The following is a 19,326-nucleotide window of genomic DNA, read 5'->3' on the forward strand; positions in this document are numbered from 1 at the left end:
AACTATTTGACCTGTAATCTGGACTTTTTTTTCTAGCTATATGTATAATATTGAATGATGACAGGGAGAGATCCTGACTATTACCAACGATCACTTTACCCAATTAACCATGATCATAAAGAATAGAATAGTACATAATGCGATCAATGAATCATCTCGTGTGCCCAAATACAGGCAGTTGGCCGGAATCATAACCCAAGCAATAGAAAATGGGGAACTTGAAGTAGGGGAAAAACTCCCTTCCATCACGGAGTTACATGAAGAGACTGAGCTAGCAAGGGATACTATTGTTAAAGCACTGACTTACCTCAAGGAGAAAAAGATCATTTCTTCAGTCATTAGTAAAGGCTTCTACGTAGCCAGGAATGTCAATAGGGCCAAAACAAGGGTGCTGCTGGTGATGAATAAATTAAGCAGTTATAAGCTGAAGATCTACCATTCCTTTGTGGATGCCTTAGGCGTGGACTATCAAGTGGATCTAAAGGTCCATCATTGTAATCCGGAATACCTAAAGTCCATACTTGAAGAGGGGATGGAAGTCTACGAACATTTTGTAGTCATGCCGCACTTTAACGGAACTACAGCGGAAGAAACCAGTATTATCGACTACTTGAATGGTCTTCCCGACCATAAACTGTTGTTAATGGACAGGCATGTTGCCGGGATTTCGGATAAGGTTCCCTGTATCTACCAGAATTTTGAAGATGACATCTATTTTTCGTTGCTAGGTATAGCGGACAAATTAAAGAAATACGACAAGTTGACATTGGTTTTTCCAGAGCACAATATCTACCCTTACCCAGAAGAAATCAAAGCGGGTTTTTTGCGTTTGTGTCACCAATTGGAATGCAGTAATGAAATCATCGACAAAGTGTACCAGGATATGGAGTTTGAATCCAATGATGCCTTCATCATCATTGATGAAGAGGACCTGGTCTGTTTTCTTCAACAAGTGAGGGACAAAAAGCTAGTCTTGGGAAATGACCTTGGAGTAATTTCATATAATGATACTGCGCTGAAAGAAGTACTGGGGATTTCTGTGATGACGACTGATTTTGAAGTGATGGCCGACTCAGCGGCATATATGATCAAGAAAAAGAAATATGATATCGTACCAAATTACTTTAGCCTTATCGACAGGGGAAGTGTTTGATCGATTTGTTTAACTCTATTAGGATGATAGTAAAAAATGATAAGGTCTCATAGGAACATAGTACCCCATTACATTGCGCTGGTCTGTTTTACAGTACTGTTAGGTTGTTCCTCAAGTAAAAAAGAACAAAAGGCTATTTCGGATGACAGCAAACCCAATGTATTGTTTATCGCTGTTGATGATTTGAATACTTGGTTGGGATGCCTTAAAAATTATTCCAATACCAAAACGCCAAACTTGGACAGATTGGCAAGTCAGGGAGTGTTGTTTTCAAATGCCCACTGCCAAGCACCTTTATGTGGACCATCGAGGGCCTCTGTAATGACTGGCTTAAGACCGTCCACCACAGGAATGTACGGTATGGTGCCAGATGAAAAAGTGCGCTCTGACAATCCCGCTACAAAAGATATCGTTTTTCTTCCCGAATACTTCTCCCAAGAAGGCTATCATACAATGGGCATAGGGAAGCTATTCCATATCCATGCCCCAAAGGGAGTATTCACTGAGTCTGGTGGCAGGGTAAAAGGTTTTGGCCCTCACCCGGACCAGCGATTCGTATGGGATGGCGTAGGCCAGTCTGACCAGTCCCGTTATGGTAGGACCAGTACAGACTGGGGAGCCTATCCAGAACAGGATACATCAATGCCAGACCACCAGTCGGTGGATTGGGTAGTGGAGCGGCTTGAAAGAGACTACCAAAAGCCGTTTTTTATGGGCTTGGGTTTTTTACGTCCTCATGTGCCGTTGTACGTTCCCCAGAAATGGTTTGATCTACACCCTTTGGACAGTATCGAGACACCGCCCTATTTGGAGGACGACTTGGAAGATATCCCCGAAGTTGGGCTTAAAATCAATGACCTGCCCATGATGCCATCCACAGAATGGGCCAAGGAATCTGGTGAATGGAAAAAAATCATCCAGGCCTACTTGGCCTGCGTGAGTTTTGTGGATTATGAAATCGGAAGGGTGATTACAGCTCTTGAAGAAAGCCAGCACGCCCAAAACACGGTCATTGTATTATGGTCTGATCATGGATATCGCTTGGGAGAAAAAGGGACTTTTGCCAAGCATGCCCTGTGGGATCCGGCTACCAATGCGCCTCTGTTATTCAAAGCGCCTGGGTTACCTGCTGGAAAGGTCATCACCGAGCCAGTAGAGATGTTGGATATCTATCCTACTTTACTTGAATTATGTGGATTGGAGAAATACCCGAGGAATGAAGGCAAGAGTTTGGTGCCTTTGATGAAGGGCAATAGCAAAGGAGAAGAAAATGTGGCTATCACCACCTTTGGCATGAACAACCATGCCGTAAGAACGAATAAATACCGGTATATCCAATATGAAGACGGTACTGAAGAGCTCTATGCTCTCCAAGAAGATCCCAACGAATGGGTGAACCAGGCTCAGAATCCAGCATATGAGGAGGTAGTCAATAGATTAAAAAAACACTTACCTAGTACCAATGCGAAGTGGGATGACAATTCTTCTTATAGCTTCCAGCCCTATTTCGTAGATCAAAAGTCAAGAACAAGCAACCTTTAGGTCATGCATCCAAATAGCTATGCGGTGAAAGCGGTTATCCCAGCATCCGATTGGCTATTCTACATCTTGTCTTCTACTATCGATATCACTTAATCGATTTACTGGTCGGTTTCATGATGGGCCAACACAGGTGAGTTTACCTACCGTACGGTGGATATATGGTGAAATAAAATTAATAAAGCAGACTCCTGAATAATAAGGAGGATGGCAGTTATACACTAATTATGCAGTATAATATGAACATTAGAAAAGTAGTGGCTTTTATTAGCTTGATGATATGGGGAGGAGTCCTTGCTGCCCAAACTGCAAAGCCAATTTACAAACAACCTGAACATAGCATAAGCGAAAGGGTGTCGGACTTATTGGAGCGAATGACCTTGGAGGAGAAGGTGGCCCAGATGCGAATGTTTCACGCACAAATAGGGGTAGCACTCAATGAAAAAGATGAACTGGAGCTATCCGACAAGGTCATCGAGAAATTAAAGATGGGCATAGGCGGGATCAAAAACCCGGGAGAGCACCTGTCACCGCATAGGGCAGCGATACTAAACAACCAACTCCAAAAGTACATTATTGAAAATGGTCGCTTGGGTATTCCGGGATTTTTTGTGACCGAATCCTACAATGGGGTGGATGCCGCAGGGTGTACCCGTTTTGGCCGTCCCATTAATATGGCTTCCACGTTTAATCCAGCATTGGTCAAGGAAGTTTTTGATGCAGTGGGAAGGGAAGCCCGATGGAGAGGATTACATTTGACCCATTCACCGGAAGCGGATATCGTCCGAGATCCTAGGTTTGGTCGGATGAGTGAAGCTTTTGGTGAAGACACCTACCTTACCAGCCAAATGATCATCAGTGCCATTACAGGACTGCAGGGTGATTATAAAGGCCTGAAATCAAGTCATATCGGTGCAGTGGCAAAGCATTTTGCGGGCTATGCACAGGTGGCCGGAGGAACCAATTTTGCCTCCATAGAGATTTCTCCACGTACGCTGGTCGATGAAATATTCCCGCCATTTAAAGCAGCAGTCATAGAGGCAAATACCTTAGGGATAATGGCATCTCACGGAGATATAAACGGGGTGGCCAGCCATGCCAATCCTTGGTTATTGACCGAAGTACTTAGGGAACAATGGGGATTTGAAGGGTATGTGGTGTCCGATGCCAATGACATTGGACGGCTCCACTATTTTATGAAAGTCGCCGAGACGCCTGAGGAAGCGGCGATTTTAGGCTTAAAGGCAGGGGTCGACGTAGACTTGTACGCCGAGGATGCTTATGCACTTCTTCCGGAAATCGTCAGTAAAAAGCCCGAACTCATGAAATATATCGACCGCTCTGCAGCTAGGGTGTTAAGGACGAAATTTATTCTGGGACTGTTTGACGATCCATATATTGACATCGAACAAGTGGCTTCATCAGTTCGGTCCCAAAGCCATTTGGACCTGGCCAAGGATGCAGACCGGGAATCTATCATCCTGCTACAGAATAATGGGGTATTGCCATTATCACCTGCTAAAACCAAAAAGATAGGGCTAGTAGGGCCTTTGCTCACTTCGGAGACAAGGGAGCAGTTTGCCAATGCCTTTGGCGAAGAAGTGGAGTTCATCGAAGCAAAAGGATTTGAACTTACCGATGGTAACGGTGCAGTCCCCCAGTTGGCACCCGAAGAGGCCCAAAGAAGAGGCATCAAAGAAATCATCGACAAGGTCCAACAAGCTGAGGCTATTGTGGCTTTTGTGGGAGGGGATGAGTTCACTGCTAAAGAAGGTTTTTTCAATAACGCCCTAGGTGACCGTGAGCGTATTGACCCTGTTGGGCTCCAAGATGAATTAATAGCGTCGCTTAAAAAACTTGGCAAGCCACTGATCATAGTCCTTAAGCATAGGCGGACGCTTTCTATAAATACATTTGCCAAAAAGGCAGACGCCATCTTGGATTGCTGGGACCTTAGTGAAAAGGGGGATTATGCCATAGCGGAGGTGCTTTTTGGTAAGGTAAACCCTTCGGGAAAACTACCTGTGACGGTACCCCGATCTATTGGGCAGCTACCTTTTCATTATAGCCAAAAAGAAATCAATTATAAAAAAGGCTATCTTTTTGCCGAAAACAAGCCTTTGTACCCATTTGGACATGGGCTTAGCTATACCACATTTGACTACAGCCCTGTACAGCTGTCACATCCGGTGCTCCACGAAAACGGATCAATGTATGCTACCGTCAAGGTGACCAACACAGGGAGCCTACCAGGTAAAGAAACAGTGCAGCTATATCTTAAGGACCTTATTGGCACGGTGGTACGTCCGATGCAGGAACTTAAAGGCTTCCAAAAAATCGAATTGATGCCAGGGGAATCAAAGGAAGTGTCTTTTGAAATACTGCCTGAAATGCTCGAGTATTGCGGCCTTGATATGGAAAAAAACCAAGGTAAAGGCACCTTTGAATTGCGTGTGGGAAGTTCGAGTGCATCCTTCCAAGCCATCAACTTTGAGTTGCAATGATGTCTGGGCAATGAGGTAAGTAAATGAGACATATTCCGGATCAAACCTAGGAAGTATTCCCTAGATCAACGGGAGCTGAAATTGGATGCTGAAATGAGGACAGTTAACCATACAGGAGTTTAAAAACGCGACGGTGAAGCATCCAACGTCCGCATAAGAAGAGAACAATAGTAATAACAAACTTTCAATAAAATGACACTATCAGGACTTTTGGAATGGGCGGTTAAGAGCGTAGGGATAGCATTTTTGCTGGCCTGCACTGTTAGTTGTGGCCATACAGGGAATTCACAAAATAAGGATAACGCGGCCATGGACCATGAAGGCTTATCAAGGCCCAATATTTTATGGCTAGTGACCGAGGACATGGGGCCATATATAGCACCTTTTGGTGATTCTACCGCCTACACCCCAAATTTAAACCGCTTGGCCAATGAAGGTGTAAGGTATCCAAATCTATACTCTACTTCAGGAGTCTGCGCTCCCAGTCGAGCAGCTATAGCTACGGGGATGTACCCTTCCAGTATTGGTGCTAATCATATGCGTACGAGTTCGTATACTGAAATTACGGGACTGCCCAAATACGAAGCTGTACCTGGAGCCGATGTCAAGATGATCAGTGAGCTCTTACGGACACAAGGGTATTATTGTACCAATAATTACAAGGAAGATTATCAGTTTAGGGCGCCGGTCACAGCTTGGGACGAGAGCAGTCCTTACGCCCATTGGCGAAATAGGGCAGAGGGTCAGCCTTTCTTTTCTGTTTTTAACTTTACAGAAACCCATGAATCAGGTCTATTTGACCCCTACGGTTTTCGGTATATTGAAACCCGACATTATAGAGCTGGTGATAGAAGCTATAAATGGGCAGATGGAAGGATGAGCGAGGAGGAAACACCGGTTCACCTATCCAAGGACAAGGATTTTCCTATTCCTCCTTACCTCCCCAATACAGGGGTAGTAAAACGGGACATGTGGAAAATGTATAACAATATTTCTGAAATGGACCGGCAATTGGGCGCTGTCTTGGACCAGCTGGAAGAAGATGGGTTGTTGGAAAATACCATCATTATCTTTTATGGAGACCATGGAGGACCTCTTCCCAGACAAAAACGTCTGATCTATGATTCTGGGCTGAATACACCAATGATTATCAGGTTTCCCAATAAGCGTCGTGCAGGGTCAGGAGATGACCAATTGATAAGTTTTGTTGACTTTGCGCCGACAATGCTCTCTCTGGTAGGTGTGCCACCTAAAGAATATATGCAGGGGCAGGCATTTCTGGGCGAGTACCAGGCATCGGAAGAGAGGGATTATATCCATGCCGCAGCGGATCGATTTGATGAAGTGACCGATGCCATTAGGGCAGTAAGGGACAAACAGTTTAAATACATACGGAATTATCGTCCGTATCAAGGATATTACTTGCCCATAACGTACCGCGAAAAAATCCCGACCATGCAAGAGTTATTGCGGATGCGGGAAGCAGGCACCTTAAATCCTATTCAGGCTCAGTGGTTCCGGGACAGTAAGCCAAAGGAAGAGCTGTATGATCTTTCGGTGGATCCCCACGAGCTCAACAACCTAGCGGAAGATCCGGAATACAAGGACAAGCTTCGGGAGTTGAGCGGAGAAATGGACAGGTGGCTGACAGAAATCGGTGATGACCCCACGATGCCCGAGCGAGAACTGATAAAAGAGCTCTGGAATGGTCAATCTACACAGCCTAAGACAGGAACTCCAATAGTGACCATAGAGCAGGGGGAAGTCACGATCAGCTCTGAAACTCCCGGAGCTTCCATTGGCTATAAGGCCATCAATCATAAAGGAGAAGCCAATAAATCCTGGGATGTGTACCAAGGACCCGTTGAAATCACCGAAGCCGATAGCATCATGGTAAAAGCACAACGGATAGGCTATAAACCCAGCCAAGTGGTGACAGTAAGCATCAAACAATAACCGGATCTATTAACGTTGAATATCATGAACAGACGGGATTTTATACAATTTTCATCTTTATTGGGCCTAGGGATAACGATTCCTTCCAGTCCGCTGCTAGCCATCGATAGCAGGGGAGAAGGACATTCAAAGGCATATAGAGAGTTGGTTTACGAACTGCTAAAAGAGTGGTGTGATGGTATGATCGCCAGACAGCTTATCGATCCTTCGGATCCCAAAATCCATGGACTTATGCAATGTCCTGCTTGTGATGTGGTCCATGCACGCTTTTTTGATGCAGTTTACCCACTTTTCTACATGGCCAAGACCACTGGACAAGCGAAATACCTGGATGCGGGAATAGCGGCAATGGAGTGGAACAGAAATGTGACGCTGGCCGATGGGAGTTGGACAAATGACCTGGATCCCAAATCATGGAATGGGACAACGGTTTTTGGAGCGATTGCCTTGGCCGAGACGTTAAAATACCATGGAGACTTGCTTGATTCCAAGCGCTATGAGGCTTGGCAGCAAAGACTTCGGGCAGCAGGTGATTTTATCTACCGAAAGTTTGACGCCATTGATGTGACCAATGTCAACTACGGTGCTACGAACATTTATGCCCTTGATCTCATCGGGAAACTTTTGGAGCTTCCCCATTACCGTTTAAGGAGCAAGGAGCTTGCCGAGCAAATAAAAGGGTATTTTACGGAACCCAATAAATTATTGTTCGGTGAGATCAAACCTTCTGCTCATAAAAAAAGCGCCAAGGGACTTCCAGGTGTGGACCTAGGCTATAACGTGGAAGAGTCCCTGAACAGTATCGTCATGTACGCACTTCATGCCGAGGACAAAGAACTCATTGGGCTGGTGCAGAAATCCATGGAAAGCCATTTGGAATTTATGCTTCCAGATGGAGGCTGGGACAATAGCTGGGGAACCAGGATGTTTAAGTGGACCTATTGGGGCAGCCGTACATGTGATGGTTGTCAGCCGGCATTTACCATGATGGCCGGACACAATCCTGCTTTTGGTACGGCAGCCGTGAAAAACACCGAATTGCTGAGACGCTGTACGGCGGATGGGCTACTACATGGCGGACCACACTATATTTCACGTGGGATAAAGCCTTGCCTACATCACACCTTTACCCATGCCAAAGCACTGGCCACTGTACTTGACCAGTGGGATGAACTGCCTCCGGTAAATACAAATACACCTTTGCCAAGAGCGGAGGCCGATGGGGTACATTATTTTAAAGAGCTTGATACGGCGTTGTTTGCGAGAGGAGCTTGGAGAGGAACTGTGTCGGCCTACGATGCAGAATATTATCACAAAAGGGACATGCGCCAGGCCACGGGCAATTCACTGGGGATCTTATATCATGAAAAGGTAGGCCTTTTATGTGCAGCAAGCATGGCCATATATAAGTTGATGGAACCCCTCAACCAACAACCTGCCCCAGGAGAGGATATAGCCTTAACACCAAGGATTGAGACCTATCAAAATGGAAATTGGTACTCTAATCTTTTTGACCTGACCAGTACGTTTGATTCAACTGATTCGGATGGGAAAATTACCGTTCAGGGTCAAGTGGCCCTGAAGAACGAGCGCCGTGAAAAAGTCCAAAACACAGCTGCGGATTTTGGTATAGCATACGAGTGTACAGCGGAGCACGTTCGGATAACAGGAGATACCACTCAAGAGCTTGTAAATGAAACGTCTATCACGGTTCCTGTGCTTTCCCCATCTGGTGAACTAATGGGCCAGCCCGAGCCAAATTTCATCACCATACAAAAACCTGAAGGTACGGTGTATGTATCGGCCAATGTCCCTTTGGAAATCAAAGAAATGGGCACTGACCGAACGTTTAACATGGTGCCTGGGGTGGAAGCCATTCCCATTGTTGCTTTTTTTACTCCAGAACAGAAGCGAGTGGAGATAGAAATCAAGGTAATATGATTCGTTCTACCTTATTCGGATAATGCGTATTCCGGAGCCAAATAGAGCACAGGGGGATTTCAAATCCCCATTATCCCGGTTCGAGATTACAAATCCCGACTAGCAAAAGCTATCCTCCAGATAGAGTCGAGTTCTAACGTCTAGCCTTCGACTCCGCTCAGGCTGACATCTCTTTACTAATAGTTTATAAGGGATTTTCCCCATTATCCCGAACAGCAAAAAACTTAATGTTAGCTATTCCGCAGCATAGCTGCCAGAACAACAGTTAGATGGCATCCCTTCACTGGTGGTGTCCTCGAATGACGGCTTGTCATGGATTTTATTAGCGATTTGAGATTAATTTTTTTGGATTTTGACTTTTATGCTCACTGTGGCTTTGAGGGTTTTTAGCAGTTTATCCAAGTGTCCTTAATGAATATGCTTTAGCCTAGCAGGGCAACTATGCCAAGATGACTTTGTGGAAATTGTTCTATGGTGTTTATAGTCCACCATATCCTTAAAGAAGTAGCTGTTTGTTGCGTTTAAATTCGGTGTAAACCATCGTTAATGGACGTTTTGAGAGGTTTTGTACGATATCACCTATTTTTTGGACTTTATTTTCCGCGATAGTAATAAAATTGAGATAACGTTAAATCAATGCAATTGGCCAGTCCCCAATCATCGAGAACGATTGCAAGAGACAGCATTATACAATCCCTAAAAAAAAGTAACGGGTGATTATAACAGTTGCGCTCAGGCTGGTTGAATAATGTAAAAGCAAGAAAAGAAAGGAGCCCTACGATGAAGTAAAAGGTGGGGGAAATATTTTGAAGGTACCCAGAGGATGTGATCAGGATTACTTGCCTACAAGTATATTAATCTTCTAGAAAGGGGTCATGACTGATTTTTATAAAGTGAAATATGAATAGTTAAAAAAATTGCGAACATGGAAAAAAACCCAACATAACCTAAGCCAAATAATGCGCAGCCCTACAAAGGCCAGTGCATGATTGGTGAAATAACAAATTAGACTACAAATTTAAAATACAATATCATGGTTCATAAGGTTCTACAAAGAATACTATTATTAACTATTTCATTCTTGGTATACGCTCATTTGGCTACGGCCCAAGAGGGAGTGATATCAGGTACCGTGACATCAAATGAAGATGGACTGGGATTGCCAGGAGTGACGGTACAAGTACAAGGGAAATCAAATGGCACGGCCACCGATATAGACGGCAAATACCAAATAAATGCCGGTCCTTCGGCAGTATTGGTGTTTTCATATATAGGCTATGCCCAGCAGAAAATAGAAGTCGGTAACCGCTCCCAGATCGATGTGGTTATGGAGCTAGATGTCTCACAGCTCAACGAAGTAGTGGTAGTTGGCTATGGGGAACAAAACAGGAGGGATTTGACCGGTTCAGTGGTTTCGATTAAATCCGATCAATTGGAGCAAGCCACCCCTACTACTGCTTTGGAAGGAATGAGGGGAAGGCTATCAGGTGTGTCCGTTACCGCTAATGGGGGGCCGGGAGAAGCTCCCGATATCAAAATCAGGGGTACATCTACACTTAATAGTGGTACGGGGCCGCTGTACGTTGTGGATGGACAGCAGCTTGATGATATCAATAATATAAACCCTAATGACATTGCTTCCATAGAAGTGCTCAAGGATGGAGCTTCTGCTGCCATATACGGGTCAAAATCAGCAAACGGGGTGGTGATCATTACTACCAAAAAAGGTAAATCAGGTAAAACCAAGATAGATGCAAACTATGTGCGTAGCTATAGTGTGCTGTCTTCCAAAATACCCGTGTCCAACACGCGTCAGGCGAGGATATATGAGATCGCCAGACTAGGAAATGATGCTGTCAATGCTGGACCTCCGGCGGATTCTCTCTCCACCTTGTTCAACCAGGATTTCGATTACCAAGAGATGATCACTCGCGTCGGGGTCAGGGACCAAGTAGGACTTTCTTTGAGTGGGGGTAAAGATGATGCCAATTTTTATTGGAATACCGGTTTTATGAACCAAGATGGGGTTGTGAAAAACTCAGGTTTCGAGCGGGTCAATACCACCTTAAACCTGAACTTTAAGGCTTCAAAGATAATCAAGGCGGGCACCAGGGTTTTGGCCTCCTATTCCGAGAGAAACGGGTTGAACGAAGGAGCCGTATTTAATCAGTTGTCGACGCACTTTCCTTATTTGCCTTCCCAAGACGCTGACGGGACTTATGTGCCGCAAACTTCCAGTCAGCAGAATGTGCTTGCTGAAACATTGTTTACAGTAAGGAAAAGGAGAGATTATGATGGGCAAATATTTAGTTTTATAGAATTGGATTTATTGCCCTCGTTAAAGTTCAAATCAACATTGGGCGTGCTATTGGAGCTTCGCAGGGACAATGATTTTGATCCTATTGTCGTACAACCACTGGGAAGAGCAGCATCTGGATCTGAAATAACACGCTTAAATTACAGCCTTCAGCAGGAAAATTATCTAACCTATAAAAAGCGTTTTGGCGACCACAATGTAGGAGGGGTTTTGGGTATTCAGATCCAAAAATGGAAAAATGAATTTGCCCGTTTTAGATCAACAGAATTTAACAATGACCTCGTCAGGACTTTTAACAATGTCGTAGAGCTCGATGCTGCCAATACGCTGACGACAGCTTCTGACCATTCTATCGTTTCCCAGTTTGGGAGGGTGACGTATGATTATAAAAGTAAGTACCTTTTTGGTGCCACGGTGAGAAGGGATGGTTCTTCACGTTTTGGATCAGCAAACCAATACGGTGTTTTTCCAGGTGTCTCCGTTGGATGGAGGGTAAGTGATGAGGCTTTCTGGTCACCGCTGTCCACTGTAGTCTCTGATTTTAAGCTGAGAGCAGGGATTTCCCAAAATGGCAATGAGCGAATTGGTGACTTTGACAGCAGGTCTTTATACTCTCCAGGATTCTTCTATGACGGCCAGAATGGTATCGCCCTCACACAGCTAGGAAACCAGGACCTCGTTTGGGAGACGACACAACAATCCTACGTGGGATTGGATTTCGGACTATTTAATGGAAAGATCAATGCAAGTTTTGATTATTATGAAAAGCTGACCTCTGATTTGCTCTATAATACTCCGCTTCCTGAAGAGACAGGATTTAGCAGTATTAGAAATAACATTGGTGAGATCAAAAATAAAGGATTGGAATTTACCATCAGTGGTGATGTGATGAACAGGCCTGATTTCAAGTGGTTTTCAAGCTTTAATATTTCAACCAATACAAATGAAATTTTGGATTTGGCAGAAGAGGATGGACAGATAATTCAGGGAAATTATATTATCAGAGAAGGTGGCCCGATTGGAGATTTTTGGGGATATACTGCTCAGGGTGTGTTTGCCTACGATGAGTCCAATGCATTCGATGACGCAGGAAATCAATTGACGCCGATTTTTGATGAGCAAGGTGGTTTTCTTAGTTATGAGCTGAATGGAGAAGCGTATTCAGGTAATATTAACCAATTATCTGTTGGCAATAACATCCTGACAGGAGGGGATGTTCACTGGAAAGACTTAAATGGAGACTTTAATATCGATGCCAATAATGACCGTTCGGTAATTGGAAACGGAATTCCCAATTTATTTGGCGGCTTCTATAATGAATTCACCTATAAAGGCATCAAGCTTTCCATTATGATCGATTATAATTTCGGAAATGACATATACCGAGAATATGACGAGACCCGTAACCAAAGAATGAGGAGAACAGTTCTACCTGGTCCGGATAGGATCGATGAAGCCTGGTACCAGCCGGGAGACATTGCTAAATACCCGACCTTGGCATCTGCCGGTAGTTCTAAAAACAACCTCGGCCCCAATAGCTTCTGGGTCAGTGATGCTGATTTTATTATGTTGAGATCTTTAAGGGTTGATTATTCCCTTCCCCAGTCTGTTATCGATAAGGTGAGTTTCTTGTCAAACGTGTCCTTATATGCTTCAGGAAACAATTTACTGAACTGGACAAATTACGAAGGTTATAATCCAGAATTGGGAACCCGAGGAAATGCCTTGCAACCTGGAATGGATAATTTAAGGTACCCCTTATACCGTGAGTATATTATGGGGCTAAATATTGCATTTTAAGAATCTTAGTTGCTTGAAAAATAATAAAGACATTAAATATGAAAATTTTCGATAAAATACGATGGATGTTGACCTTTTCAATAGCCATGGCCATTACTGTGGGCTGTGAGAGTATTTTGGAGGTGGAGCCAGAAAGTTCGGTTAGTGAGAGTCAGTTCTGGAACTCAGAAGCTGACGCCAATGCGGGCGTAGCAGGTATTTATGATGCCATGCAAGGAGCCTATAGTAGAAGGTACTTTTTATGGGGAGAGATGAGGTCAGATAATTTTGATGCCTTTGGCTCAGCAGAGAATCCAGAATCCTTGGAATTGACGTCAAACAACTTGACAGACCAAAGGTCCAGTTATTCAAGTTGGGGTGATTTTTATCAAATGATCTTGCGGGCCAACCTTGCGATAGAGAATATTCCGTCTATCGTTGGCGGGAATACAGATCCTCTTTTGGGACAGGCGTATGCCTTGCGGGCCTTTGTTTATTTTGACCTGATCAGGGCATATGGAGATGTTCCGTTATATCTTGATTTAATTTCTGGGGTCAATGATGATATTTTTAGGTCCAAAACGTCTGGAACGGAAATTATGAACAATGTTGTCATTCCCGATATGTTAAAGGCTGAGGAACTTATTCCCATTCCGAAAGATAGGTTTAGGTTCTCACTGTCAAGTGTTTATTGTTTACAGGCCGAAGTATATATGCACTTAGGGGAATATGCCCTGGCCAAAGAAGCCCTTGACAAATTAGAGGCTTTGGGTGAGTTCAGCTTAGTGACCAGCCCAGAGGCATTTCATTCTCTGTTTAGAAGAGAACCGGAAAGGTCGGGGATTTCTACTCCCCAAGAAACGGGGCCAGAATTGATCTTCTCCATCGTCTTTAACCAAGACGAAGAACCAGGTGATGGAGCGATTTATTCATTGTTTTGGCCCGGGGTGCCCAGTTATGTGGTCTCTAACGAACTGGAAGAAAAATGGATAGAAACTTTCCCGATAGACTCGGCTTCTTGGGTGGCAAAATACCCTGATTACACCCCTTCTACGGTAGATGAAGAAACTGGTGCTACCATATACGGCGATTACCATAGGTACTTACAGTTGATAGAGAGCATTAAAGATATTGGGGATAGGAGATATGGGAAATACAATTTAAGTAATTATCCCGGCTCTGAGGATGATGTAGATATCGTTGTCTATAGGTATGCAGGGATGCTCCTGCTCAAAGCGGAGGCAGAACTACAGATGGGCAATAGTGAAGAGGCCGTCAACTTGGTCAACAGGGTCAGGAGTGCCCGGGATTTACCTGGAATTTCGCTTGCTGATTACCAGACCACGGAAGAGCTTCACGACGCAATCCTAGATGAACGTCAGTTTGAGCTCCTCGCTGAAGGCAAAAGGTGGTGGGACCTGATCAGGACCAACAAAGCAGTAGAGATCATGGGCCCGATTAACGGCCAGACCTCGGAGACTCTTTTGTTTCCTATTTGGTTTAAGCATCTAGTGGACAATGAAAACCTGACGCAAACACCAGGGTATTAATTAAGCATTAAAACAGTGGAAAAATGAAGATATTCATAAAAAAATCAATAAATATAATTGTGGTAGGTGCAATGATGTTGTTCGCAGCGAGTTGTGACTTAGCGCTACAGGAGAAGTGGGAGTATGTGCCCGAACCATTTGGAAACCGTCCGACAGGTATGACGGCCTATGATTGGATGCTGATGATCAATGGTGATACCACCTATAACGATGACGATGGCTTGCCTCAGTTCCAGTTTATGCTGGATGCCATTGAACGTGCAGGGGTGTTTGAATTATACAATAATCCTGATGCACAGCAAACGTATTTTTTATTGAGAAATAGTGCCTTTAATGGCGGTGGCCAATTGATCGCAAATATGACAGGAGATAGTGAAAATCCACTGGACTCGATAAGTCCGGACCGATTGGCACATGCCCTCAAATACCATATTATAGATGAGACAATGAGCCAAACTGATATCCCGAAGAATGATTTTCATCTTTATTATCAGTCCCTTATCCCTGGGGATACCGGGGTAGTGGAGATAAACAAAAGGCTTTTTAATCAAGAGATCCGGATTAATGCCAGTATTGCAAGAGTAGGAGGAGGGACTACCCCGACCACTATGCCGAGTTCATCAAAAGGAGCTACAGTAGTCTTACATAACTTTATATTCACCAATGGGATTGGTCATCAACTTAACGGATACGTGAGGTACCAACCTTTCTAATAACCATTTTATGGCAGGCCAATATGGGCCTGCCATTGTTTTTAGCAAAGCGATAGCATTATGTCATCGTTTGGGGAAATGACCTTGTACAGGGAAATGGATAGTGTTTCAAAAGGAAAGATGAGGACTCCATCAGTCTAACCTATTTTTCTCTCAAGATATAAATCATTTTATGCAATTTTAATATCATATTGTCAATTGATTGATTTTTACTTTTTAGTGATATTTGGTAAGTAGTAAAGCTAAATAATTGATATATAGCTATTTATTGTTTGAAGTGAATTGACTATTTCTATAGGTGTAGTCAATAATGAAAAATATCAAATAATACTATTTTAATATGCGAGTGTGCTCGTCTTGAGAGCTTAGCATTCCTAAAATTTCAATCAAAATAAACCTTATTATGCAACCCACTTTCAGTCAACAAAAGAGGCGTATGCCTAATGTGCCGGCGACCCAAAAACAAGCGAAAAATAATCTTAAATAGATAAAAAAACGCTATAAGTAGAAATATACTATTCCAAGGAATTATGTATACAAGTCCCTGCTGTGAAATGGACTTTATCACCCTTTTTATAAATTATTTTTCAATAAAAGAACCTCAGATTAGCAACGAATAATCCAATGTACTATTTGTGAAATCAAAAAGGGCATGCGTGTCATTTATGAAATGTATAGGGTATAAATAATTATCAACCGCCTATTGTCAGGGGTAAAGAGAAAGCGAGCTTGTCCAGCTAAACCCCGACTGAATCTTAAATTAAAATAACCTCAAAATGAAATGTAAAGCATTAACAAACACGTTGTCTTGCGCAAAATTTGCTTTAATAATTTTCTTTATTAAAGCACTTGCCATCCATCCTCTTATTGCAAAAGAGGATGGGCTTCTGCAAGACAAGATCAAAATTACGGGCCAAGTAACGTCCGCCCAAGATGATACTACCTTGCCAGGTGTGACTGTGTTGGAAAAAGGTACTTCAAATGGCACAGTAACCGATATTGATGGAAACTTTGCACTGAATGTAGAGCAGGGCGCTACACTTGTCATATCGTTTGTCGGTTTTGTAACCCAGGAAGTTCCCGTGGACAATCAATCCAAAATTGACGTGGTCTTGGAAGCAGATGTGAAACAATTGGATGAAGTCGTGGTCATTGGTTATGGTACCGCTAAAAAATCCGATCTAACGGGGGCTGTTTCCACAGTGGATACCAAGGTACTGGAAAACAACCCGAACTCAAGGGTGGACCAAGTGCTACAAGGACGGGCGACAGGTGTGCAGGTCACCCAAACAAGTGGGGCACCAGGAGCCGGGACATCCATAAGGGTCCGCGGTGGCAACTCCATCCAAGGCAGCAATGAACCACTTTGGGTCATTGATGGAATTATAGTTGGGCAGGACTTTAACCTAAATAACATAAACTCCAATGATATCAAATCCATCGAAATCCTCAAGGATGCCTCTTCGATAGCCATTTACGGGTCAAGAGGTGCCAATGGAGTGGTCTTGGTAACCACCAAAAGTGGGACCGCTTCAGGTGGAAAACCAAAGGTAAACGTTGGATTTTATACAAGTACGCAGCTGGTGCCGGAGCGGCCGGCTTATCTTTCACAACCGGAGCAGATTGATTATACCAACGAAGATGCGCGGTTTAGGTCTGCAGGAGAACCCTTTCCGAACGATCCTTCCAGTTATCCCGACAATGATTGGTTTGACCTCTTGATAGACCCTGCTGCTATTTATAATGGAGATGTTTCAATAGCAGGCTCATCAGAAAATGGCCATATTAATTATTATAACTCCTTCAACTATTTTAACCAAGATGGCTTGATCGAAAATTCCGGGATCGAAAAATACATTTTCCGCTCAAACCTAAGTGTCGATTTGAATGATAAGTTAAGCGCGGGATTTCGGGTGAATTATTCCAGGCTACATCAGGACAACGGTACTGTGGGGTACAGTCAGTTATTGGCCACCTTGCCCACCCAGCCCATATACAACGAAGATGGGTCGTACAGTGGCTATGACGATGTGATTGGAGCGCCATTTTCTAATCCAATAGCCAATGCTGCGTTGAATACGAACGAAACCTACACCAATAACCTGTTGGGTACGGTTTACTTGGAGTTCAAACCAAATGAAAAATGGCTCATTCGTTCTACTTATAGTCCAGAAATAAATAGTACCAAAACCAATGTGTTCAATTCCAGTCAGCGTCCCGATTACCTGGAAGTGGGTCAAGACGGGGATGCAAGTGTAAATGCCCTGTCCAGCATGGGCTGGAACAATGAAAACACTGTCAAATACCAAACAGATTTTTTGGATGACCACAGCATCACGGCATTGGGAGGGGCGTCTTTTCAGAAGTTTACCTCCGAGACCTTTTTTGCGGAAGCTTATGGCATTACCAGTGATGCCACAGGGTTCAACAATTTAGGCTTGGGTTCAGATCCCATCAGGAATGTTATTGGTAGTGGGTACGATGAATTTGAGATTGCCTCTTTTTTTGGAAGGTTAAACTATTCCTACAAAGATAAGTACTTGTTGACCTTGGTAGGAAGGACCGACGGCTCATCTCGGTTTGCGCCGGGAAATAAGTATGAGTTTTATCCATCCATAGCCGCCGCTTGGAAAATATCCGAAGAAGTGTTTATGGACGATGTCACCTTTATCAATGACTTAAAGTTAAGGGGGAGTTTTGGACGATCGGGAAGTCAGGGAATCGACTCTTACCGTACGCTTGCCGTAATGACCGAAGCCAGTACTACGTATAACGGCGTTCAAAACCCAGGGGTGACACTGGGCCGTCCTGCCAACCCTGGTCTGAGATGGGAGACCACTCGACAATTTGATCTCGCTTTGGAAGCCTCCTTTTTCAATAACAGGATTTTTACCGAGTTCAATTATTACCAAAAACAGACCAACGATTTATTACTTGAAGTGGTCATTCCAAAGCAAACTGGATTTACAAGCCAATTACAGAATATAGGTTCATTGGAAAACAAGGGATGGGAACTGTTGGTAAAATCAACCAACATCAGCAACCAGGATTTTGACTGGGGATCTACCTTGACCTTATCGGCCAATAGGAACAAAGTGCTGGATTTGGGCGGAAGACAATTTATTGATGTGGTGGTAGACGAAATCTTGGGAGCGGGCAATACCCGGATTATTGTTGGTGAGCCCGCTCCCGTGTTTACAGGGGTAAGGTACTTGGGAACTTGGAAAAGCCAAGAAGAAATTGATGCTTCGGGTTTAGGATCCCAAGTGGTGGGAGGTCCCCGATTTGAAGACCTCAATGGCGATGGTATCATATCGACAGAAGATAATGTGGTGTTGGGAAGTCCACAGCCGGATTTGGTATTCGGTTTTGAAAACTCCATTACCTATAAGGATTTTGAGTTTTCATTCTTTTTCCAAGGTACAGTCGGTAACGAAGTTTATAATCTAAGGACGAGAGGCAGTTACTTTACAAGAGGTGAACTGCCGAAATATGCAGAAATGGCAGACCGGTGGACACCAGATAATCCCACTTCTGATATCCCAAGAGCAGGGTCTGATGCTGTAACCTCTATAATGAGTAATTCAGAATACGTGGAAGATGGATCGCATATCAGGTTGAAGACCGTTAGGCTGGTCTATAATTTACCCGTCCAGCAATTGGGCCTCAATAGCGTGGAGAGAATGTCCGTATATTTTTCCGGGTCCAATTTGTTCCTCGCTTCAGGGTTTAGGTTAATCGATCCTGAGACAAGCAGGTACGGGACTTCTGGAGTAGGTAATATCGCCCAAGGGTTTTCCAATGGAGAGTACCCCAACCCTAGGGTACTTACATTCGGCGTAAACGTTACTTTTTAAGATTAGCTTAAACTAAA

Annotated in this window: 9 protein-coding genes; all 9 read left to right on the top strand. The window is 43.8% G+C overall.

What is annotated here, in order from left to right; all coding sequences use genetic code 11:
- Nucleotides 1-109: 109 nt before the first annotated feature.
- Nucleotides 110-1,153 carry a GntR family transcriptional regulator gene (locus tag DN752_RS23405; RefSeq protein WP_112786221.1) on the top strand — a complete coding sequence of 348 codons (1,044 nt, stop codon included), beginning with the start codon at nucleotides 110-112 and terminating at the stop codon, nucleotides 1,151-1,153.
- A gap of 36 nt (nucleotides 1,154-1,189) precedes the next feature.
- A complete protein-coding gene (locus tag DN752_RS23410) occupies nucleotides 1,190-2,695 on the top strand; it encodes a sulfatase (protein ID WP_112786222.1) in 1,506 nt (501 codons plus the stop codon).
- Nucleotides 2,696-2,931: 236 nt separating this feature from the next.
- Nucleotides 2,932-5,196 (top strand): glycoside hydrolase family 3 N-terminal domain-containing protein, encoded by a 2,265-nt coding sequence (locus tag DN752_RS23415; RefSeq protein ID WP_245949383.1) that lies wholly within the window; start codon nucleotides 2,932-2,934, stop codon nucleotides 5,194-5,196.
- Between the two features lie 192 nt (nucleotides 5,197-5,388).
- Nucleotides 5,389-7,152 carry a sulfatase-like hydrolase/transferase gene (locus DN752_RS23420; RefSeq protein WP_112786223.1) on the top strand — a complete coding sequence of 588 codons (1,764 nt, stop codon included), beginning with the start codon at nucleotides 5,389-5,391 and terminating at the stop codon, nucleotides 7,150-7,152.
- 24 nt (nucleotides 7,153-7,176) lie between these two features.
- Nucleotides 7,177-9,093 carry a hypothetical protein gene (locus tag DN752_RS23425; RefSeq protein ID WP_112786224.1) on the top strand — a complete coding sequence of 639 codons (1,917 nt, stop codon included), beginning with the start codon at nucleotides 7,177-7,179 and terminating at the stop codon, nucleotides 9,091-9,093.
- Nucleotides 9,094-10,126: 1,033 nt separating this feature from the next.
- Nucleotides 10,127-13,210, top strand: a complete 3,084-nt coding sequence (locus DN752_RS23430; RefSeq protein WP_112786225.1) for a SusC/RagA family TonB-linked outer membrane protein — start codon at nucleotides 10,127-10,129, stop codon at nucleotides 13,208-13,210.
- A gap of 38 nt (nucleotides 13,211-13,248) precedes the next feature.
- On the top strand, nucleotides 13,249-14,739 hold the full coding sequence (locus DN752_RS23435) for a RagB/SusD family nutrient uptake outer membrane protein (protein WP_112786226.1): 1,491 nt from the start codon (nucleotides 13,249-13,251) through the stop codon (nucleotides 14,737-14,739).
- Between the two features lie 23 nt (nucleotides 14,740-14,762).
- Nucleotides 14,763-15,452 (top strand): fasciclin domain-containing protein, encoded by a 690-nt coding sequence (locus DN752_RS23440; protein WP_112786227.1) that lies wholly within the window; start codon nucleotides 14,763-14,765, stop codon nucleotides 15,450-15,452.
- A gap of 776 nt (nucleotides 15,453-16,228) precedes the next feature.
- Nucleotides 16,229-19,309 carry a SusC/RagA family TonB-linked outer membrane protein gene (locus DN752_RS23445; protein WP_112786228.1) on the top strand — a complete coding sequence of 1,027 codons (3,081 nt, stop codon included), beginning with the start codon at nucleotides 16,229-16,231 and terminating at the stop codon, nucleotides 19,307-19,309.
- Nucleotides 19,310-19,326 lie beyond the last annotated feature (17 nt).

The sequence above is a fragment of the Echinicola strongylocentroti genome, from assembly GCF_003260975.1.
GTDB lineage: Bacteria > Bacteroidota > Bacteroidia > Cytophagales > Cyclobacteriaceae > Echinicola > Echinicola strongylocentroti.